Here is a 20,862-nt window from a genome sequence, read left to right on the forward strand (position 1 = left end):
AGTTGATTAAGGTCTGATCAGCACTTTCAACGCTTCACGATTGTCCATGGCCCTGTAGCCATCAGGAACACCGTCCAGGTCGACTGTCACGTCGAAGACACGGCCAGGTTCGAGTGTGCCGTCAAGGATATCGGGTAAAAGCTCTTCCATGTAGGCCCGTGTTGGTGCCGGTCCTCCGGTAAGCGTGATGTTGCGGCCGAAAAGACTTGCAAAGCCGACTGGTGCTTCGACATATTGGGGAACACCGACACGGCTGATGACTCCGCCGGCACGGACAGCACCCAGGCTCATCTCGTAAGCGGGCATCAGGCCGACGCATTCGAGCACGACATGCGTGCCTTCCCCGTTAGTCAATTCCTTGACCTTCGCGATCCCCTCTTCGCCTCGTTCAGCGATGACATCCGTTGCGCCGAAGTCAATCCCAAGATCGGTACGATCTTTGTGGCGGCCCATTAGGATGATCTTCTTGGCGCCGAGTTTCTTCGCTGAAAGGACTGCCAGCAGGCCTACAGCACCGTCTCCGATGACCGTCACCGTCGTATTCTCGTTGACGCCGCCCATGACGGCCGCATGATAACCGGTTCCGTATACATCGGACAAAGTCAACAATGAAGGCAACAGAGGCGAATTTTCGTCAATGTCGTCGGGTAATTTATACATGCTGCCTTGCGCTTGAGGCACCCGAACGTATTCCGCTTGGCAACCGGCCATGAAGCCGCCGTTCACGCAGGAAGTCATCAAGCCTTCTTTACAAAACGGACAAGTGTTGTCGCCGTATGCGAAAGGAACAACGACCAAATCGCCTTTTTTGAATCCAGAAACTTCAGAACCCATTACGTCGATTCTGCCGATTACTTCATGCCCCATCGCTTCGCCTTCACCGTGCTCGTGCGCATGCATTTTGTGGTATGGATGCAAGTCACTGCCGCAGATGCAGGCAGCCACTACTTTCAGGATCACATCCGTTGGTTTCTGTATTTCAGGTACTGGCATTTCTTCCACGCGCACGTCGCCGGCTGCGTACATTATGTTTGCTTTCATTTATTTCTCCACCTTTACTCGAGAGTCACTTGCGCTTACATAAACCAAGGGTAACACTTAAAGTCCACATGAAGGCAAGTGTTTTCTGAGAACTTTGTTTATTCAATCAAAATTATCAGCATTAGATTGACTGATCTTTTATAAAGTCGCCATATCGATGACGAACCGGTAACGGACGTCGCTGTTCAAAATGCGCTCATACGCTTCTTCGATTCGGTCTGCGCTGATGATTTCGATTTTGGGCAGAACTTCATTCTCAGCTGCAAAATTGATCATTTCCTGCGTCATTGCAATCCCGCCGACATTCGATGCTGTAAATGGTAGCTTGGTTGCCGAACAGACTGCCCACATAGAATTCTTGAGGTTCTGTGGCGAGCCCAACGTAAACCATTACGCCATCAACCTTCAACAGACGGACGTAAGCATTGACATCCAGACTCACGGCCACTGTGTTCAGAATAAAGTCGAACTGTCCTACTAAAAAATTCGATTATTTGTTGTTTGTGGATCTTTACCTAGCGGCGTCCGCATCAACTGCATTTATTTTTGCCACATGCCGAACTGGCCGAGCGTTTTTTCCTCCGAACGTCCTGTTGCCGGTTCCGGGGCTAGGGAAATCGAACTGATTTCAGCCCGCAATTCAGGCGTCATCTCAAAATCGGCTGCAGCCAAGGAGTCCTCCAATTGGGCCAGATTCCGGGCGCCGATGATTGGGGCGGTCACGGCTGGATGGCTTTTTGCCCATGCCACCGCCAACGTTGCCGCACTGACGCCCAATTTTTTGGCGAAGGCCGCAAAGCGATCCGCAAGTTTCAAGTCATTTTGATAACGCAAACGATTCAGTTCGCTCTCGACGAGACGGCCGGAATCCGGTTGTTTAGCCGCTCCGTATTTCCCCGTCAGCAAGCCTGCTCCGAGTGGGCTGTAGGGAATGACGCCGATGTTATTGGCTTCAGCCAAAGGCAGCAATTCCACTTCGGATTGCCGTTTCGCCAAGTTATACAAAGGCTCCATAATCTCGAAGCAGCTGAGCAACTCCCTTTCCGAAATGCCAAGCGCATCCATGATCTGCCATGCGGCCCAATTGCTGACGCCGGAATAAAGGATCTTCCCCTGTTTTTGCAGGTCATCTAAAGCACGCAAAATCAATTCGATATCTGTAGTCGGGTCGAAGTAATGCAGGATATAGAAATCGATATAGTCTGTATCTAAGCGTTTCAGACTGGCATCGATGCTTTTCAGGATATGTTTACGCGAAAGACCGCGATCATTGACATTCGGTGTTTTTGAAGTAGGGAAGAAGACTTTGCTCGTGATCACTAGCTCCTCCCGTTGACCCTTCATCAATTTCCCGAGAATTTCTTCGGATCGTCCGTGCGAATACATATCTGCTGTATCAAAAAAGTTGATTCCAACCTCAAGGCAGCGGTTATACAAGGCTTTTGACATTTCTTCATCTGCGTCGCCCCCAAAAGACATGGCACCGAAACACAATTCAGAAACTTTGATGCCTGTTCCGCCAACTGATGTATACTTCATTATTTATCATCCTCTCATTAGCGGCATAATGGATCGAATTGATCATTCCGGACGATTGATGCCGACACTTTCACGGACATAAAGGGTCGGATCGGCAGCAAGACGAACAACCAGATCCGCGATGCTTTTTCTGGATACGTCATGTCCGCCGAATGGCTCGCCCTTGACGGTAATGTCATAATCGGTATCGTTGCTGCTGTCGAACCAGCCCGGACGGATGATCGTATAATCCAGATTGGATGCTTCAATGACGTCCGCCGCATCACGGTATGTCTGCAAAACCGGATTGGAGCGCAGGTTGCCGGAAGATCCGACTGAAGCCGGTATTTCGTTATAGATACCCATCGAAGTGATAAAAATCAACCGGTTGACCCCTACGCGTTTCATCGATTCGACAATCGCCTTGGCCATTTTCCCTAAATTTCCTGTCAAAGAAGCAAATACTACATCCTGGCCAGAGATGACCTTGTCCAGGTCGGATGCATTCATCACATCGCCCGAAACGGCACCCTCTCTCGTTGAATCAATTGGCTTGAGTCTATCCGGCCGTCGCGAAAAAAGGGTTAGTTCATCATTTGTTTTTTCAAGGAATAGTTGTCTTGCTACAAGACCGATTGAACCGGTTGCGCCGATAATCACTATTTTTTTCATCATTTCCACCTCATATTTCTGTTTGATACGCTCATGGTAACACTTGGAGTGAACTCCAAGTCAACCATGACAGGTCATCTTTTTTCTCGGCAATGAATCTAGCCTTTAAATGGTCAATACAGAAACGTAACGGTATAATAAAATCAAACAAAGCAAATGAAGCCAAGTCCAAATTTCATACACAAAGCGCTTGACTTGGAGTCCACTCCAAGAGCTACAGTCAGAATAGAAATGAAATGGAGGCAAAAATGATGAGCAAAATATGGTTGATTACAGGGGTGAGCAGTGGTTTTGGTTACGAGCTGACCAGGCAGTTGTTGGATAAAGGCGATACGGTGATCGGAACGGTGCGCAATAAAGCCAAAATTTCTGATTTGATTGCGGAGTACCCGACGCTGTTCGATGGCAAGATCCTTGACCTGACTGATACGCCCTCGGTCCATCAGGTGGTGAAGGAAGCTTTTGAAAAACACGGGGCAATTGACGTCATCATCAACAACGCGGGCTATGGCCTGTTCGGTGCTGCAGAAGAGTTGAGCGATGAGCAAGTGGATCTCATCATCGCAACCAATTTGACCGGTTCCATCCAGATGATCCGTTCCGCCCTTCCGTTCTTACGCAAACAAGGTCATGGCCGCATCATCCAAATATCTTCCTATGGCGGACAGGTCGCTTTCCCGGGCAATTCCATGTACCATGCCACGAAATTCGGAATCGAAGGCTTCTGCGAATCCGTCTCCCAGGAAGTGGCACCCTTCAATATCGGCGTGACTATTGTAGAGCCAGGCGGTGCCCGAACCGAATTCCGCTACGGCAGCGCGCAAGTCGCTGACCTGATGCCTGAATACGACGGCAACCCGGCGCACAGCTTTCTTGCGATGCTTGATTCAACAAAAGTACAGGCTCCCGGAAATCCTGCGGAAATGGCAAAACGAATCATCGAAAGCGTGGATATCACACCCGCCCCGCTTCGCATGGTCCTCGGGTCGCAAGCGCTGGCCAGCACCATTGCTACGCTTGAGAACCGCTTAGCCGATTTCCGGACGCAAACAGAATTGGCCGCATCAACGGACTATAAGGAATAATCCCTATGGCCTGAACTAAGGCAACACTGATTAGCACACTCATCAGGATACGAAAAAGAAAGCCCGAATGGATCTCCTGGCTGCAGGACTCCTTTCGGGCTTATTTGTATTTTCAAACTCGGATCTTTTCAGTTGTGTCCCATTATGTGATGAGGGATGTATGGTTCTTCCAGAGACAGGATGTCCTCTACAGAAAGCTTGAAGTCAAGAGCCGAAATGGCGCTGGTCAGATGGCTTTCATTTGTGGCTCCGATGATCGGCGAAACGACTTGATCCTTCTGCAGCAGCCAAGCCAGAGCGACCTGAACCCTCTCGACGCCATATTTTTCGGCAATCGCTGCAACCCGCTCCACAATGACGCGGTCCTGTGCTTCGGTCGTATCATACTTATGCTTCGCCACCTGATCCATTTCGAAGCGTTTCGTAGTGGCTGACCAATCACGGGTGAGCCTGCCTGAAGCCAGCGGGCTGTATGGCGTCACTGCAATCTTTTGATCAGCGCACAATGGCAGCATTTCCCGCTCTTCCTCGCGGTACAAAAGATTCAAGTGATTCTGCATCGAAACGAACTTTGTCAACCCTAGTTTTTCGGCAGCCGACTGCGCTTTGGCGAATTGCCACGCAAACATGGCGGATGCACCGATATAGCGAGCTTTGCCGGATTTCACGACATCATGCAATGCTTCCATCGTTTCCTCGATTGGTGTGTTGTAATCCCAACGGTGGATGATGTAAAGGTCCACATAGTCCATGCCCAATCTTTCCAAACTGTGATCGATTTCAGTCAGGATCGCTTTGCGGGAAAGGCCCCCTCCGTTCGGCGCCTGGCGCATCTTCTGATGTACTTTTGTCGCCACAACGATCTCATCCCGATTGGCGTAATCGTTCAAGGCTTTCCCGAGTATGCTTTCACTGGCTCCGTATGAGTAGATATTTGCCGTATCGAAGAAATTGATCCCCAAATCCAACGCACTTTTTATGACTTTTCTGCTCTCTTCTTCTTCCAGAACCCAATTATGGAAGCCGCTGTTCGGATCGCCGAATCCCATGGCTCCCAAACAAATCCGTGAAACATCCATTCCTGTATTGCCGAATTTCACATAATCCATCATCATCTCTCCATTTCTTTAGTGTAGGACCACTGCTGATTGATCGCAGTCCATGCCTGTTTCATCAGCTCATCTGCCTGGCATTAACCGCGGTTCACCAGCATTTCGACCAACTGCGGATCGTAGTGTGAGAAGAAGGCGCTCTCTTTTTTGTCCAAGCCTTTGATCGTTTCCATATCCTCTTCAGACAGACTAAAGTCAAAGACATCCAAATTTTGAATCATCCGCTCTTTATGCGTCGTTTTCGGAATCACCACGACGTCACGCTGCAACAAATAGCGCAGCGCAACTTGAGCCGTCGTTTTGTTGTATTTGTCGCCGATCATTTGTAACGTTTCATTCGTGAACAGTTCATTTCTGCCTTCAGCAAAAGGACCCCAGGATTCGATTTGTGTTCCGTATTTTTTCATGATTTCATGCGCATCCAGCTGCTGATTGAATACATGGGTCTCCACTTGGTTGACGGCCGGTACGACATTTGTGAAACGAACCAGATCGATGTACCGGTCAGGATAAAAGTTGCTCACGCCGATGGCACGGATTTTGCCTTGCTCATAAAGTTCTTCCATGGCGCGGTAGGTCCCGTAATAATCACCGAAGGGCTGATGTATCAGAACCAAATCCAGATAGTCCAATTGAAGTTTCTGCAGCGATTCTGTAATCGAAGCTTTGGCTTTCTCATAGCCGGCATTCGATATCCAGACTTTTGTCGTAATGAATAGTTCTTCGCGGGCAACACCGCTTTTTTTGATTGCATTGCCGACCGCTTCTTCGTTCCCATATGCTTGGGCGGTATCGATCGAGCGGTAGCCTACCTCGATCGCATCAAGCACACAGCGTTCGCATTCTGCGGCATCAGGTATCTGATACACGCCATAGCCCAAAATTGGCATCTTGACACCATTATTTAAAGTTACATATTCCATCAATATTTTCCTCCAGTTCAAATTTGATGACATAGAAATTTACTATGTTGCTGATAGTATACTCCTTGAAGTGAACTCCAAGTCAAGCATAACCAATGGATGAAAGGCAATGACAAAAAAGCCATCCCCGTTAAACTCGAAAGGATATGGCTTTTTGATAGACGAAATGTGCAATTAATTGTTCCTGAGATAGTCAGTCGGACTCATTTTTTCATTTTGGTGAGCTGATAGAGCGCTTTTTTGGCGAGATTATCGGCCCCTTTGTTTTCCTTTTCCGGAATCCATTCCAAGTAAAAATTCGTGAACGCAGCCAAATCCTGCAATGTCTCTTCCAGCAAAAGCTTATGTTCCGCTTTTTTGGTATACTTTTTCCTGATCGACTCGGCAACGAGTTTACTGTCGGTGTAACAAAAAACGAGCTGATCCTGTTTGCTGTGTTTTTTCAGATAACGCAATCCGTACAGGATCGCTTCGAATTCTGCCTGATGATTATCCATTCTGGCCTCTAAAGGCAGGCCGATCTGCTCTTGTACCCCGTTCTCAACGACTAAAATTCCGATAGCAGCATATCCTTCTTTTCCGGTAGCTGCCCCATCCACAAATAATTTTATCACCTGATCCACATCCTAAAAAACAAAGGTGAAAGAAACCCGGAACGGATGTCCTTCACCTTTGCGATTTACTGTACTTTTTTATTATTCTGCCAAGACCATCACATTAGTGGCCTGTGGTCCCCTTACGCCTTCAGCGATATCGAACTGAACGCGTTGCCCTTCTTCAAGTCTTTTGAAGCCTTCTCCAGCTATACCGGTAAAATGTACGAAAATGTCGTCATCCTGTTGATCGAGTTCAATAAAACCATACCCTTTATCATTATTGAACCACTTTACTTTGCCAAATTCCATTGTACATCCTCCTTCAACACTCATTTCTTTGGAACTGCTTTCACAAAGACGGGTTACCCTCATTATAGAGAGGAATCCCTATAGAGTCAATTATTCTGATAGCCTGGTTGGCACTTATTCAAAAAAACCAAAAAAGTCGGCCAGCTTATTTTCTAATTGTTCAATTTCATCGCGGATACTCTTTTCGCTTGGATCGCCCGTCGATTCCACCCCGTTGTAAATGCTGTAAAGCACCTCCAACCAGTCCGTCACGACTGGGATTGTCCTGCCTTCGAACGGATAAAGGAGCGATAATTGCATGAAGAAGGCATTTTCCATGGCATCTGCTATAGTCGGATTTTTATTGGCAATTTCTTCCCGGATGTACGCCATTCCTTCTTTGTACGTTTTCGAGTCGATCAATGGGACCACTCCAGCCAGGTCCAAGTTTTCTTCGGTCCCGTCCAATCTGACAGCAACCGTCGGATGGAGCCCGCGGGCAAGAAAATGATGGATGATCTCTGTCTTAAGCATCCGGTGGAGATTGTTATTCATGAGAAGACGTTGCGCTATCTTGCCGAATTGATCATCCTCCAATTCCTTCAATTGTTGCGCGTAAACTTGTTGCTTGTGGAACGGTTGCGTATCGATGGTTTTTTCGGCTTGGAGTATTTCTGAACTTTTTTTCAGTTTTTTCTCCAAATTCTTTAGTTCAACTTTTTCGACTTCAGCCTCCAATTGCTCCAAAGCGAATTGATGCTCCATCGACAGACCAAAAGTATTTTTGCGTGCTTCGATTTGCTCTCGGGCCATGTCGAATGATCCGGAATGCAACAAGCCTTTCAAGTAAAGGAAATCGATGTCGTCCACCGAAATGGAGGAAGCAATATCCGGACGCATTTCGGTTATCATTTCCAGACTCTTCTCTGCTTGATCGGTCTCTTGCAGCAACATGAGATACAGCGGGAGGATATCGTCCGCTTTTTTGATGGCAACAGCCTTGCCGATCCATTCTTCCGCAAGTTGCAGATTCCCCTCTTCAAATGCCAACAAGCCCTTTTTCAAGTATCCCTCGTAATTTAGTGGAAAAACAATTTTTTCCCCCATTTCCATCACCCCAATCTAAACTGATTTTCCTGTTAGGTCATTATATCATAAAAGCGGACGCGAAAAAAACCGCCTGCACAACTGCTGCTGTGCGGGCGGTCCAAAGCTGTTCTTGAATCAATAATTACGGAATCGTTTTTGGCGTTGCTCAACCAATTCTGCTGGAGTCAGTTGCTTCAGCTCTTTCAGCTTGGCACTTAATTCCCGCTTCAGTTCCAGCATCACATCATCCGATTTACGGGCCACTTTCCTGCGGGTTTCCATAATGATTTTGTCTATGACGTCCAATGAAAAAAGATCATCAGGTGTCAACTTCATTACTCTGGCTGCTTCATCGGATCGCGAGGAATCTTTCCATAAAATAGAGGCAAAGCCTTCCGGAGACAGAACGGAATACATGGTGTTCTCCAACATCCAAACCTCGTTGCCCATCGCCAGCGCCAATGCACCACCGCTGCCGCCCTCGCCGATGAAAATGGCGATGAATGGGACAGTCAGTTGGCTCATCACTAAAAGCGATTCAGCGATTGCTTCACCGATACCTCGGTCTTCAGAATCGACATCGCAAAAAGCGCCTGAGGTATTGATGAAAGTAACAATCGGACGATTGAATTTCTCCGCCTGCTTCATCAAGCGAATCGCTTTACGATAGCCTTCCGGATGCGGTGACCCGAAATTCCGATAGACATTTTCAGTCACATCATGGCCCTTTTGGGTTCCGATGACGGTTACCGGCATGTCATCCAGCAATGCGATCCCACCGACGATAGCAGGGTCGTCACCGAACTTTCTGTCGCCGTGGAATTCAACAAAACCTTCACAGATGGCATGGATCATTTCTGTCGCCGTCAGACGGGAGATGCTTCTTGCAGAGGTGATAATTTCTTTGACATCCTTCACTGCACTTCACCCGCCTTTTCTGTAGGAGCATGCAACAGCAATAGGTGCTGCAATGCTCTTTTCAAATCTTTTCTGGCAACAATTTTATCGATAAAGCCATTTTCCAGCACCTTTTCAGCTGTCTGGAAACCTTCAGGCAATTTCGCTTTGATTGTCTGTTCAATGACGCGTTTGCCGGCGAAACCGACAGTCGCCCCTGTTTCAGCCAGGATAATATCCCCTTGCATCGCAAAGCTGGCCGTTACGCCCCCAGTCGTCGGATCGGTCAAGACTGTGATGTACAACAGCCCTGCTTTACTGTGATTGGAGACTGCAACGCTGACTTTCGCCATCTGCATCAAGGACATGATGCCCTCTTGCATTCTAGCGCCGCCCGAAGCAGTGAAAACAATGATTGGGAGCCTTTCTGACGTTGCGCGTTCAAACGCGAGCGTCAGTTTCTCACCGACAACTTTCCCCATGCTTGCCATGATAAAGTTCGAATCCATCACACACAAAGCAACTTTATGCTTATTGATGAATGCCGCGCCGGTTACAACCGCCTCGTCAAGTCCCGTTTTTTCTTTGGCAATCTTCAGTTTGTTCTCATACCCCGGAAAAGCCAATGGATTTTCTTCGGGCATGAGCGCGTTCCATTCATCAAAAGAACCTTCATCAACAATATTGGAAATGCGTTCATATGCCGAAATCCTAAAATTATAGGCACAATGCGGGCATACTTTATCTTTCCCTAAATCCTTGCTGTAGATCGTCTTTTGACAATTCGGGCATTTTTCCCATAAGCCTTCAGGAACGATCGGTTTCTGATCGTCTGTTTTTGAAGCGGGAACTTGAGCTATCGGAATGTAAGGACGCTTACGAAATAATTTCATTTCCTCACCTCTAGTGTGACTTCTTGACTAATTGATTTATACACGTTCCTCTACTTCAGGTGCCCACGTTTTCAGGAACACGTTCTGAAGATATTCCGTATCGTAATCTCCGGAAATGAAATTAGGATCCTGTAGAATATCTTCCTGGAAGAATTGGTTCGTGTCGACTCCTTCGATGACAAGCTCCTGAAGCGCACGCCTCATTTTGGCGATTGCTTCGCTTCTGTCGTCGCCTTTTGTGATGATTTTGGCGATCATCGAGTCATAGAATGGCGGAATCATATATCCTCCATACATGGCGCTTTCCACACGCAGTCCATTCCCACCGCTAGGCAAGAATAGGTAGTCGATTTTCCCGGATGAAGGCCGAAAGCCTAAAGCCGGATTTTCAGCGTTGATACGGCACTCGATCGTATGACCGGTGATGGCTACGTCATCTTGCGTAAAGGACAAAGGCTCACCGCTCGCGATGCGCAATTGTTCTTTGACGATATCGATGCCGGTCGCCATTTCGGTCACCGGATGCTCCACCTGGATACGCGTGTTCATTTCCATGAAATAGAAACGTTGTTCCGCATCAACAAGGAATTCAATTGTACCTGCATTCGTGTAGCCGACATGTTTAGCCGCTCGGATAGCGACGTCTCCCATGGCTTTGCGCGTCGTTTCAGTGATGAACGTAGACGGGCTCTCTTCCAACACTTTCTGATGATTACGTTGAAGAGAGCAATCACGCTCGCCCAGATGGACGACATTGCCGAATGAATCCCCTAAAATCTGCACTTCAATATGACGAGCCGGTGTGATGATCTTTTCAAGATACATGCGGTCGTCCCCGAAGGCTGCCTTTGCTTCCGCTTTCGCTTGGCTAAAAGCTGCTTCCAGACCATTTTCCTGGTAGACTTTCCGCATCCCTTTACCGCCACCACCAGCGGCAGCTTTCAGGATGACCGGATAACCGATTTTCTCTGCTTGCGCCACGGCCTCTTCATAAGAAGAGATGTAGCCTTCGCTTCCCGGAGTGACAGGTACGCCTGCTGCGATCATCGTTTTGCGGGCGTTTGCTTTGTTGCCCATAAGGTCGATGATAGTGGAAGAAGGTCCGATAAATCGGATATTCATTTCTTCACACATTGTAGCAAATGCACTGTTTTCCGAGAGGAACCCGAAGCCTGGATGGATGGCTTGAGCTCCTGTAACGACTGCCGCACTCAAAATGCTTGTCATATTCAAATAGGAATCGCTCGCTTTGGCAGGACCGATACAAATGGCCTGAGTGGCCAGTTGTGTATGCAACGCTTCGCGGTCAGCTTCAGAATAAACCGCTACCGTCTGGATTCCTAACTCATGGCAAGCACGAATGATCCTTACAGCAATTTCTCCTCTGTTTGCGATCAATACCTTCGTAAACATGTTATCTACCAATGATGAAGGTCATTTCAACTTCACAAACTTTTTTGTCTCCGACAAAAGCTTGTCCATAACCGATACCTGCAAATTTTTTCAATTTGATGATATCCACTTGAAGACGCAAAACATCGCCAGGAACAACTTTTTGACGGAATTTGACTTTATTCAATCCGCCTAGGTAAGCTGTTTGTCCTTCGAAATCCGGTAATGTCAACAATGGGATAGATCCTGCTTGAGCTAATGCTTCAACGATCAATACGCCTGGCATTACTGGTTCGCCTGGGAAATGCCCTTGGAAGAAAGGCTCATTGATTGTAACGTTTTTGTAGCAGACGATGTGCTCGCCTGGTGTCAACTCTTCAACTTTGTCGATGAAGAAAATTGGATAGCGGTTCGGGATGATAGCCATAACTTCTTGTGCGCTTAATAAACTCATTTTAATAGTCTCCTTTTTTTAGACGATGCGGAACAACGGTTGGTTGTATTCAACGATTTGTTCATTTTCAACCAACACTTCAACGATTTCCCCATCGAATTCGCTTTTGATTTCATTCATAAGTTTCATTGCTTCCACTAAGCAGACTACATCGCCTTTAGAGATGATTTGGCCTTTAGTGGCATACGGTTTCGCATCCGGAGTCGGTGAAAGATAAACAACGCCGACAATCGGAGAAGTAATGATCTGTCCTTCTTTTTTCGCAATAGCTTCAGAAACGGCTTCTTTTATGTTTTGGACCGGAGCAGTCGCTGCTGGAGTTGGAGCTGCTGCCGGAACACTGTCGCTTGACTGTTGTTTCGATTGGACCGACTTGTTTTTGGACAACAAAAGTTGAAAGTCGCCGGTCTGATAATGCAACTCAGTCAAGGTCGATTCATCGATCAAGGAAATGAGGCTTTTTACATCTTCAATATTCACGTATTAAGCCTCCCATTTTTTGAAACATAGTACGGCATTGTGGCCGCCAAATCCCAAAGAGTTGCTCAATGTATAAGTGACTTCTTTTTCACGACCGACATTCGGGATGTAATCCAAATCGCAGCCTTCATCAGCCACTTGGAATCCGATTGTTGGCGGCAGGAAGTCGTCTTGAATAGCTTTAACGCAGACAACAGCTTCGATTCCGCCGGCAGCGCCAAGTAGATGACCAGTCATGCTCTTTGTGCTTGAGATAGCAACATTGTATGCTTCTTCGCCGAATGCGTATTTGATGGCAGCTGTTTCGCCTGAGTCATTTGCTGCCGTACTTGTTCCGTGAGCGTTGATGTAATCAACTTGCGCCGGAGTGATGCCCGCTTCTTTCATAGCTTGAAGCATCGCTTTTCCAGCTCCGCTGCCATCAGCTGATGGCGCAGTCATATGGTAAGCATCACAAGTGACACCGTATCCGACAACCTCAGCCAAGATGTTTGCGCCGCGTTCCAATGCGTGATCAAGATTTTCAAGCATCAAGATGCCGGCTCCCTCACCCATGACAAAACCATCTCTTTCTTTATCGAAAGGAATGGAAGAGCGATCCGGATCAGTGCTTGTGGACAAAGCAGTCAGTGCCGCAAAACCAGCGATGCCGATTTCGCAGACCATTGCTTCTGCTCCACCAGCAAGCATCAGGTCTGCGTAACCATGTTTGATGCTGCGGAAAGCTTCTCCGATTGAGTTTGTCGCGGAAGCACAAGCAGTGACGATGTCCATGCTCGGTCCTTTAGCGCCGAATTTGATGGCAGTATTCCCTGCCGCCATGTTTCCGATCGCCATCGGCACGAGCATTGGCGGTACACGTTTCGGTCCTTTTTCGTGCATTTTGATGATGCCGGATTCCATTGTGATGAATCCGCCGACACCAGAGCCGATGGTAACGCCAAAACGATCCGCATCGATTTTATCCATGTCGATACCGCTTTGTTCCACGGCTTGAGCTGAAGCTGCTACTGCGTATTGCGAAAACAGATCCATACGCTTGTACTCTTTACGGTCCATATATAAGGTCGCATCGAAGTCTTTCACTTCACCCGCGACAGAAATTCCCGTCTCACTTGCATCAAAATTAGTGATGGCAGCAATACCGTTTTTACCGTTTTTGATGCCGTCCCAATATTCAGTTACTGTATTTCCTAAAGGTGTGATAGCACCCATACCTGTAATAACAACGCGATTCATATTTATCCTCCTGTCTTACATGTACATGCCGCCATTGACACTGATGGTCTGGCCGGTAATGTAAGTATTCTCACTTAAGAAGACTGCAGTGTTTGCAACTTCTTCGGCTTTTCCAAATCGTTTCAATGGGATTTGCGTCAACATCTGTTCCTGAATCTTTTCTGAAAGAACATCCGTCATTTCCGTTTCGATGAATCCTGGTGCAATGGCATTACACGTAATGCCTCTTGTTGCAGCTTCACGGGCGACAGATTTCGTCAATCCGATGATTCCGGCTTTGCTGGCAGCATAGTTGGCCTGCCCTGTATTTCCGGTTTCACCGACGACGCTTGAGATATTGATGATGCTGCCGGCTCTTTGCTTAAGCATCAGTGGCAACGTGTGGCGAATCATATTGAAAGTACCCTTCAGATTCACTTGATAAGTGGCATCGAAATCCTCTTCATCCATGCGCATGATCAATTTGTCGCGGGTGATCCCTGCATTGTTAACCAAAACATCAACGGAACCGAACAATTCTTTGGCTTGGCTGACGATTTCTTTGGCAGTCTGAAAATCGCTAACGTCACCTAAGAGTGTTTTGACAGTGACGCCATAGGATTCCAGATGCGCAACTTTTTCTTCAGCAATCGGTTTGCGTGCATTTAGAACGATATTGGCTCCACGTTTCGCATATGCTTCAGCGATGGCTTCCCCGATTCCTCTTGAACTACCAGTGACGATGACCGTCTTTCCTTTTAAATCCAAGACTATCCCTCTTTTCTTGTCTGATCTACTTATTTTTGTAATGCTTCAAGGGTCTTGGTGAGGGATTTCAAATCCTCCACATTGTATACAGCGACCTCTTTGTTGATTTTTTTGATGAATTTGCTTAAAGTCGTGCCTGGGCCGACTTCCACGAAGGTGTCCACACCCAATTCAACCAGCTTGCGGACGCTGTCTTCCCATAATACCGGCGATTCGATCTGACGCACCAAAAGACCCTTGATGGCATCCCTTGTTACGATGGTCGCTTCGGTATTGCCGACGACAGGTATCTTCGGTTCATCCACATTCACCTCAGCCAAAGCCACTTCCAACTTTTCCGCTGCAGGATGCAACAGTGCTGTATGGAAAGGACCGCTGACGTTCAAAGGGATGATGCGTTTCACGCCTTTGGACTCAAGGATTTCGATGGCTTTATTGACGCCTTCGATTTCCCCACCGATGACGATCTGCGTCGGCATATTATAGTTGGCAGGCGCGACATAAGCTGTCTCGCTTGCTTCCCGGCAAGATTCTTCGATCACAGAGCGTTCCGCATTCATGACGGCAGCCATTTTGCCACGGCCGGCAGGAACTGCTTCGCTCATGTATTTGCCGCGTTTCGCTACGAGCGAAATAGCCTCATTAAAAGAAAAAGCATTGGCTTTCACCAGTGCTGTATATTCTCCGAGGCTCAATCCTGCAACAAAATCTGGCTGAATTCCCTTTTCAGCTAGTAATTGATCAAGGGCGTAGCTAACCGTTAAGATTGCTGGTTGTGTATATTCAGTTAAATGAAGCTTGTCATTCTCTTGGAAACATAATTCTGCAACATCGTAACCAAGCGTTGCTGAAGCTTCATCAAAAACAGTGCGCACAACGGCATACTCGTTATAAAGTTCTTGACCCATTCCGAAATATTGCGCACCTTGACCACTATAGACAAAAGCTGTTGCCATTATTTCACCTCTATAAATTTGTTACTCAGCCCACAATTTTGCTTGGGCCAAGATAACTTCTTTGCATTCCGTCATATACTCTTGTATGATATCGTGGCACGTTTGTTCCTTCGAAATCAAACCGGCAATTTGCCCGGCCATCATCGAACCGTAGTCTTTATCACCATCGACAGTCGCTCTTCTCAGAGCGCCTTTGCCCATTTCTTCAAGTTTTGCCAAGTCCGGATTTTCCTTGCTCGTCTCTTCTTTCTCGACTTGCAGATATTCTCTGGTCAACTTGTTGCGCAACACACGAACAGGATGTCCGGTAATCTGACCGGTAATGACTGTGTCGATGTCTTTCGCCTTAAGGATGGCATTTTTGAAATTTTGATGTGCATTGGATTCTTTGGCAACTACAAAACGGGTCCCGACTTGAACAGCAGATGCGCCCAACATAAAAGCAGCTGCCATTCCGCGTCCGTCACCAATACCGCCGGCTGCGATGACTGGAATCGATACGGCATCGACAACCTGAGGAACCAGAGCAATCGTCGTTGTTCTTCCGATGTGACCACCGGATTCCATGCCTTCAACAACGACAGCGTCCGCACCGTCTTTTTCCATTCTTCTCGCTAAAGCAACGGAAGCAACAACCGGAATGACCGTGATGCCTGCTTCTTTGAATTGGCTCATATAGCGGGCTGGGCTTCCGGCGCCGGTTGTGACAACCTTAACGCCAGAAGCGATCACTGCTTCAACAACAGCATCGACCTGCGGATTCAAAAGCATGATGTTTACACCAAAAGGTTTGTCCGTCAATGCTTTCATTTTGGAAATCTTTTCTTTCGCTACATCCACACTATCATGTCCAGTCCCTATAAGACCAAGCCCACCAGCATTGGAAACGGCACTTGCCAAATCAGGATCCGCTACCCACGCCATTGCTCCTTGAATGATTGGATATTGGATGCCTAATAATTCACATAATTCTGACTTCATACAAGGCCTACTTTCCTTTTACTGCTTATTCTGCTAGTTGAGCGTCAACGTATTTAACTAAATCTTCAACAGTGTTGATGCCTTCGTCTGATTCGATTTTGATGTCAAATTCGTCTTCGATGTCATTGATGATTTGGAATAAGTCCAGGCTGTCAGCATCCAAGTCTTCTCTGAAGTTAGTTAATAATTGTACTTCTGATTCTTCCTTGTCCAATTGGTCCACGATGATTGCTTTGATTTTTTCGAATGTCATAATAAATTCCTCCAAATATTTTTTTTTTAGTTTAATGATACTACGATGGCTCCCCAAGTGAGGCCGCCACCAAATCCTGTCATCAGCACCTTATCTTTGGTGCCGAGTTGAATTTCCTTGGTTTGAACAAGCTGATCCAATAGTATCGGAATGCTTGCTGCTGAGGTGTTGCCCGTTTCCGCAATGTTTGTGGCAAACAATGAAAATGGCAATTTCACTTTTTTGCTGATTGCCTCCAATAATCGTACATTCGCTTGATGAGCTAAAATCTTCTTCAGATCGCCGTCAGAAAGATTTCCTTTCTCCATCACTTCGCGTATGACGCTTGGCACACTGCGGATTGCAAAGTCGAAGATGGCTCTGCCATCCATCGTAAGGAAAGCTTGATCCTCCTGGGAGGACTTTCCATACGGATTTTCAACTTTCATCGTGTTCGCCACTAATGCCATATGGCGTCCGCCATCAGAATGGATCGCTTCTGCAACGAAGCAATCGTCTTCCGTTCGTTCCAACAACACACCGCCTGCGCCATCCCCAAACAAGACAGCCGTAGAACGGTCTTCCCAGTTGACGACTTTTGACATTGTCTCAGCACCGATGATCATGCCATACTGATATAGACCGCTCTGCATCATATGGAGTCCGGTAGACAATGCATAGACAAAGCCGGAACATGCTGCATTGATGTCGAAACAGAAAGCATTTACTGCACCTATCTGTTCTTGCACTAAGCAAGCCGTTGATGGGCTGAGAGCATCCGGAGTCATTGTTGCTACTATAATGAAGTCCAGTTGGTCTGCAGTGATGTTGCCGTTTTGCAAAATTCTGAGGGCCGCTTTGCTTGACAGATCGGAAGTATTTTCATCCTTCGAAATGTGTCTGCTGCGGATACCTGTCCTTTTGCTGATCCACTCATCACTCGTGTCCATGATTTTAGACAGATCATCGTTCGTGATGATCTGTTCAGGAAGATAGTGACCTGTTGCGCTAATTTTTGAACCCAATTCCATCAACCCTGTTCCTTGATATTTTGAACTAACCCAAATAAGAAACCGTGAAGATTGTTTAGGCCTTTCAGCAAAACTTTCACTTCCTGATCTTCCATATCGCGAATGGTATTCTTTACCATCTCTCTATGGAACTTATCATGAAGACGATACAGTAAGCGTCCTTTTTTGGTTAATCCTAGTTTTACGACTCTGCGGTCTTTCTCCATCCGAATGCGTTCGACATACCCCTTTTTTACCAGAGCGTTTATGGCCACCGTTAAAGTTCCCGCAGTTATGTTCAATTTTTTTGCTACTTCTGAAGTTGTATGAGCTTGATACATGCCGATTGCCTCGACTGTATGCATCTCCTTGATGGATAGATCAGAAAATGTACTGACACGCAATGCACCCTCTTCGATATCCAACACTTCATTGAAGACAGCTACGAGATATGAGTTAATTTTATCTATGGAATGATCCAAAGATAGCTCTCCTCCTTTCGATGCCCAATCAAACCACATTTGTTTGAAGGTCAAAATAGTTTGATGTTCAAACCTTTCGACTTTCAAACTATATAAAATTTTATACAACCTGTCAAGCATTTCGATAATAATTTTCTCTTATATCTTCAGCTGTAGCAAGATTCATTGATTCCTTACTACTTTAAAACGGTTACGGTAAACTGCAGTATAATCAGCCTGCTTTGTACGACCTGCTACGACAAAAAGAAGCGACAATGAGCGCCGCTTCTTTTTACATATATGTATTAATCAACTTTAACAAACTCTTCAATGTCTTTGAAATTCACAATCGTTTTATCTTCACAGATATCCTTCATCGTGCCGGAGGATAAATCCCAATAGATTTCTACGACGGCGCTATTTGTCAATAATTTTCGGATTATCCCTACCATTTCCTGCTTGCGGAATGTAAATTTTATTTCATCACCGATTTCAGGACGTATAGATTCCTTGATGGCATCAACGACCTCCAAAGCCTGCTCATACGATACGCCAAGTAGATTCGCAATACGTGAGTTGCTCGTACCTTTACGTAATTCGCTCTCAATCATGGTTTTCGTTTCGTTAGTAATATTTCGTACCATTTCCATTATCGCCTCACTTTTAAGAACCAGGAACTGCAACAGACTTACAAGTAGTAGTATACCACACTTTTCAGAATATAGCCTAAATTTCCACTTATTGTCTTTAACATCGACATATAACTTTCAAATTATTGACTTGCACCCGCAATTTCATTTCATAAATGTATTAATTATCTGCTTAATATGGGGTATAATGGGGATGTGAAGAGTTTAACATTCTGTTTAGGAGGGATTTATGATGTTGAATGACCTTATTACGATACTGAAATATGAATACACAGTTCATCCAGGTGAATATTTCAATGTGGATACCTACTGGGTGAAGAGCATGTCTGAAGTGAAGACTGTCATCATTGATCAAGATCATGTATTCACGAAAATGGTCAGTTTCTACCCGAAAAATTTTGTCATTTATTTGGAGCAGTTCCCTGATCAAAGCATCTACCGCACAAATTACCCATTGAAGAAAATCGACAACAGCGACTCGCATGAAGTTGTTTTCGACGAAGTGGCAAAAAATGTCTTTGAATACCTGGATTGATTTCTCGAAACCTGGAATCATTCCCATAGAAAAAGCCCGCCGCAAGGATCTGTTCCTTGCGGTGGGCTTTATATTTGTTTGATACGTCTCAAGAGAGATTCGAACTCCCGACCGTTCGCTTAGAAGGCGAATGCTCTATCCTGCTGAGCTATTGAGACAAAGTTGATATTCGGCAAAGCAAGTTTGATTCCATTTCAAACCGGTGTCACAAGAAATGATTATACAGCAAACCATTTAAATTGTCACTATGATTTTGATTTTTTATCAAAAAATGTTTCACAATCGCAATAAACGGATAATCCCGCTGCGGCTTCTATCTGTCGACCAGTCCATAAGGCTGTAATGAGAAAAAAAACGTCGCATCCGCTTCTTCACGGATGCAACCGATTCTCTGTTATGGACTTATGAACCTTAAAATAGATATGACGTCTCAAGAGAGATTCGAACTCCCGACCGTTCGCTTAGAAGGCGAATGCTCTATCCGGCTGAGCTATTGAGACAAAATTTTGAGCCGTCTGAATGACTCACAACATTTAATAGTATAGACGGAAATCAGCTTAAAGTCAACACTTTTTCGCAGTAAGGTTTTGAGGTATTACATGATTGGTAGTTCTTTATTCCCAAAAGTGTGATTTCTGGGCTGAATGTGTGTACTGTTCAGCCCAGAATCACAAATTATTGTGCGAAAAATGTATCCTTCACCGCTGCTGTGACTGCCAATTTGACATGCTCATACGTCAAGCCGCCTTGCACGTAAAGCAAATAAGGCTACATCATGAGTTATTGCAAATTCACTTCAATTGTTGTTCTACCAATGATTCTACGCCCTATTATTATTCACGTCAAAGGAAATTTAGCTTTTTCACACTGAACATACATATATGATTCACCTTGAACATAATTTTGGCTACTTCACTAACCAAATTCAAATCGATAATTTTTTTCTTCCTTATAATGGCTATATACATGTCGCCGTTTAAAGCTAAGCTATTCTAAAATAACACAGTTAAATGCTAGCTATTGATTTGTCTTTTCCAAACAACTTAACTATTTAAGTTGAATAAAATAATTACCCTACATTCGTACGCATAGACGGTCAATAACGGTTACTCTTTGTTGGTTGATCCAATAAAGGAAAGGACCTGACGGCCAGTTTGGCAAATGGAACTTTTTGAATTGTTTATTTATCAGAGGAATACAGGGGCGAATATATCTGTCATTAGGATATGGAAGTGGTTTACGACGTACGCGGGAAAAAATTGTTGAATTGGGATTTAATTATCAAAAGCGATTTTGAAATTGGGAATAAAAAATACAGAGATAATTTAGCATTAGACGCGATTAAACGATACCTTTCTTATTTAGGAAAACTGAGATTTATAGAGTACTATGGAGATTTTATATATAGAAAAGATTATGAAGTTATTTCTAAAACTATAGTTACGCCAAACACAGCGATCGCTAAGAATTTTGAATTAGTTTTTAATAGTGTAAAGGATAATACACCCACAGTTGATTCAGATGTCGAAGAAGTTTATAACCATTTTTTTCAGAACTTATTACCAAAGAAGGAACAAAATCTATAATCAAAAATAGGGGTTGGTCCTAAGA

At 45.6% G+C, this 20,862-nt stretch carries 25 protein-coding genes, 2 tRNA genes and 1 pseudogene; 3 read left to right on the forward strand and 25 right to left on the reverse strand.

Going from position 1 to position 20,862, the window contains the following annotated elements:
* Positions 1 to 6: 6 nt before the first annotated feature.
* From BLV66_RS03065 to BLV66_RS03080, 4 genes are all read right to left on the reverse strand, one after another.
* Positions 7 to 1,041: a zinc-binding dehydrogenase gene (locus BLV66_RS03065; RefSeq protein ID WP_086984739.1), complete on the reverse strand. Its 1,035-nt coding sequence runs from the start codon at positions 1,039 to 1,041 to the stop codon at positions 7 to 9.
* Positions 1,042 to 1,179: 138 nt separating this feature from the next.
* Positions 1,180 to 1,329, reverse strand: coding sequence for a hypothetical protein (locus BLV66_RS15725; protein ID WP_245826640.1), 150 nt, complete (start codon positions 1,327 to 1,329; stop codon positions 1,180 to 1,182).
* A 252-nt stretch (positions 1,330 to 1,581) separates the two neighbouring features.
* A complete protein-coding gene (locus BLV66_RS03075) occupies positions 1,582 to 2,580 on the reverse strand; it encodes an aldo/keto reductase (RefSeq protein WP_086984738.1) in 999 nt (332 codons plus the stop codon).
* 42 nt (positions 2,581 to 2,622) lie between these two features.
* The gene (locus BLV66_RS03080) at positions 2,623 to 3,240 is read right to left on the reverse strand and encodes an NAD(P)H-binding protein (RefSeq protein ID WP_256327588.1); all 618 of its coding nucleotides are present in this window, start codon (positions 3,238 to 3,240) and stop codon (positions 2,623 to 2,625) included.
* Between the two features lie 239 nt (positions 3,241 to 3,479).
* Here BLV66_RS03080 and BLV66_RS03085 point away from each other — a divergent pair, with 239 nt between their 5' ends.
* Positions 3,480 to 4,316, forward strand: coding sequence for an SDR family oxidoreductase (locus tag BLV66_RS03085; protein ID WP_086984736.1), 837 nt, complete (start codon positions 3,480 to 3,482; stop codon positions 4,314 to 4,316).
* Positions 4,317 to 4,444: 128 nt separating this feature from the next.
* On the opposite strand, the gene BLV66_RS03090 is transcribed toward BLV66_RS03085, so the two are convergent.
* The 18 genes from BLV66_RS03090 to BLV66_RS03175 form a co-directional block, all read right to left on the reverse strand.
* A complete protein-coding gene (locus tag BLV66_RS03090; protein WP_086984735.1) occupies positions 4,445 to 5,425 on the reverse strand; it encodes an aldo/keto reductase in 981 nt (326 codons plus the stop codon).
* A gap of 83 nt (positions 5,426 to 5,508) precedes the next feature.
* The gene (locus BLV66_RS03095; RefSeq protein ID WP_086984734.1) at positions 5,509 to 6,351 is read right to left on the reverse strand and encodes an aldo/keto reductase; all 843 of its coding nucleotides are present in this window, start codon (positions 6,349 to 6,351) and stop codon (positions 5,509 to 5,511) included.
* A 203-nt stretch (positions 6,352 to 6,554) separates the two neighbouring features.
* The gene (locus tag BLV66_RS03100) at positions 6,555 to 6,965 is read right to left on the reverse strand and encodes a ribonuclease HI family protein (protein ID WP_176974099.1); all 411 of its coding nucleotides are present in this window, start codon (positions 6,963 to 6,965) and stop codon (positions 6,555 to 6,557) included.
* An 81-nt stretch (positions 6,966 to 7,046) separates the two neighbouring features.
* Positions 7,047 to 7,256: a cold-shock protein gene (locus BLV66_RS03105; protein ID WP_086984732.1), complete on the reverse strand. Its 210-nt coding sequence runs from the start codon at positions 7,254 to 7,256 to the stop codon at positions 7,047 to 7,049.
* Positions 7,257 to 7,370: 114 nt separating this feature from the next.
* On the reverse strand, positions 7,371 to 8,342 hold the full coding sequence (locus tag BLV66_RS03110; RefSeq protein ID WP_086984731.1) for a tetratricopeptide repeat protein: 972 nt from the start codon (positions 8,340 to 8,342) through the stop codon (positions 7,371 to 7,373).
* Between the two features lie 117 nt (positions 8,343 to 8,459).
* A complete protein-coding gene (gene accA / locus BLV66_RS03115; protein ID WP_086984730.1) occupies positions 8,460 to 9,242 on the reverse strand; it encodes an acetyl-CoA carboxylase carboxyl transferase subunit alpha in 783 nt (260 codons plus the stop codon).
* A complete protein-coding gene (accD, locus tag BLV66_RS03120) occupies positions 9,239 to 10,114 on the reverse strand; it encodes an acetyl-CoA carboxylase, carboxyltransferase subunit beta (protein ID WP_086984729.1) in 876 nt (291 codons plus the stop codon). The genes accA and accD overlap by 4 nt, the downstream gene beginning before the upstream one ends.
* A gap of 36 nt (positions 10,115 to 10,150) precedes the next feature.
* A complete protein-coding gene (locus BLV66_RS03125; RefSeq protein ID WP_086984728.1) occupies positions 10,151 to 11,527 on the reverse strand; it encodes an acetyl-CoA carboxylase biotin carboxylase subunit in 1,377 nt (458 codons plus the stop codon).
* 1 nt (position 11,528) lies between these two features.
* The gene (fabZ, locus tag BLV66_RS03130) at positions 11,529 to 11,960 is read right to left on the reverse strand and encodes a 3-hydroxyacyl-ACP dehydratase FabZ (protein ID WP_086984727.1); all 432 of its coding nucleotides are present in this window, start codon (positions 11,958 to 11,960) and stop codon (positions 11,529 to 11,531) included.
* A gap of 18 nt (positions 11,961 to 11,978) precedes the next feature.
* Entirely contained in the window at positions 11,979 to 12,440 is a 462-nt protein-coding gene (accB, locus tag BLV66_RS03135) for an acetyl-CoA carboxylase biotin carboxyl carrier protein (RefSeq protein ID WP_086984726.1), read from the reverse strand.
* A 3-nt stretch (positions 12,441 to 12,443) separates the two neighbouring features.
* Positions 12,444 to 13,679, reverse strand: coding sequence for a beta-ketoacyl-ACP synthase II (gene fabF / locus BLV66_RS03140; protein WP_086984725.1), 1,236 nt, complete (start codon positions 13,677 to 13,679; stop codon positions 12,444 to 12,446).
* Between the two features lie 15 nt (positions 13,680 to 13,694).
* Entirely contained in the window at positions 13,695 to 14,426 is a 732-nt protein-coding gene (gene fabG / locus BLV66_RS03145) for a 3-oxoacyl-[acyl-carrier-protein] reductase (RefSeq protein ID WP_086984724.1), read from the reverse strand.
* A 29-nt stretch (positions 14,427 to 14,455) separates the two neighbouring features.
* A complete protein-coding gene (gene fabD / locus BLV66_RS03150; RefSeq protein ID WP_086984723.1) occupies positions 14,456 to 15,382 on the reverse strand; it encodes an ACP S-malonyltransferase in 927 nt (308 codons plus the stop codon).
* 21 nt (positions 15,383 to 15,403) lie between these two features.
* Positions 15,404 to 16,363 (reverse strand): enoyl-[acyl-carrier-protein] reductase FabK, encoded by a 960-nt coding sequence (gene fabK / locus BLV66_RS03155; RefSeq protein WP_086984722.1) that lies wholly within the window; start codon positions 16,361 to 16,363, stop codon positions 15,404 to 15,406.
* A 25-nt stretch (positions 16,364 to 16,388) separates the two neighbouring features.
* Positions 16,389 to 16,616: an acyl carrier protein gene (locus BLV66_RS03160; protein ID WP_086984721.1), complete on the reverse strand. Its 228-nt coding sequence runs from the start codon at positions 16,614 to 16,616 to the stop codon at positions 16,389 to 16,391.
* Positions 16,617 to 16,642: 26 nt separating this feature from the next.
* The gene (locus BLV66_RS03165) at positions 16,643 to 17,626 is read right to left on the reverse strand and encodes a beta-ketoacyl-ACP synthase III (RefSeq protein ID WP_086984720.1); all 984 of its coding nucleotides are present in this window, start codon (positions 17,624 to 17,626) and stop codon (positions 16,643 to 16,645) included.
* Positions 17,626 to 18,087 carry a fatty acid biosynthesis transcriptional regulator FabT gene (gene fabT / locus BLV66_RS03170; RefSeq protein ID WP_176974100.1) on the reverse strand — a complete coding sequence of 154 codons (462 nt, stop codon included), beginning with the start codon at positions 18,085 to 18,087 and terminating at the stop codon, positions 17,626 to 17,628. The genes BLV66_RS03165 and fabT overlap by 1 nt, the downstream gene beginning before the upstream one ends.
* Positions 18,088 to 18,371: 284 nt before the next feature.
* Positions 18,372 to 18,710 carry a DUF2187 domain-containing protein gene (locus BLV66_RS03175; protein WP_086985976.1) on the reverse strand — a complete coding sequence of 113 codons (339 nt, stop codon included), beginning with the start codon at positions 18,708 to 18,710 and terminating at the stop codon, positions 18,372 to 18,374.
* Between the two features lie 235 nt (positions 18,711 to 18,945).
* Between BLV66_RS03175 and BLV66_RS03180 the strand changes: the two genes are divergently transcribed.
* Positions 18,946 to 19,251, forward strand: a complete 306-nt coding sequence (locus BLV66_RS03180) for a hypothetical protein (protein ID WP_143033081.1) — start codon at positions 18,946 to 18,948, stop codon at positions 19,249 to 19,251.
* A gap of 84 nt (positions 19,252 to 19,335) precedes the next feature.
* Here the strand turns inward: BLV66_RS03180 and BLV66_RS03185 are convergent.
* The 3 genes and pseudogenes from BLV66_RS03185 to BLV66_RS15890 form a co-directional block, all read right to left on the reverse strand.
* Positions 19,336 to 19,409 (reverse strand) — tRNA-Arg (locus BLV66_RS03185).
* A gap of 268 nt (positions 19,410 to 19,677) precedes the next feature.
* Positions 19,678 to 19,751: transfer RNA gene (locus tag BLV66_RS03190), tRNA-Arg, on the reverse strand.
* A gap of 175 nt (positions 19,752 to 19,926) precedes the next feature.
* Positions 19,927 to 20,019: pseudogene (locus BLV66_RS15890) on the reverse strand (methionine gamma-lyase family protein); the annotation flags it as partial.
* 464 nt (positions 20,020 to 20,483) lie between these two features.
* Between BLV66_RS15890 and BLV66_RS03195 the strand changes: the two are divergent.
* Positions 20,484 to 20,837 carry a hypothetical protein gene (locus BLV66_RS03195; protein WP_143033082.1) on the forward strand — a complete coding sequence of 118 codons (354 nt, stop codon included), beginning with the start codon at positions 20,484 to 20,486 and terminating at the stop codon, positions 20,835 to 20,837.
* The last annotated feature ends 25 nt before the right edge of the window (positions 20,838 to 20,862 follow it).

It is taken from the genome of Trichococcus collinsii (genome assembly GCF_900107505.1).
Classification (GTDB): domain Bacteria; phylum Bacillota; class Bacilli; order Lactobacillales; family Aerococcaceae; genus Trichococcus; species Trichococcus collinsii.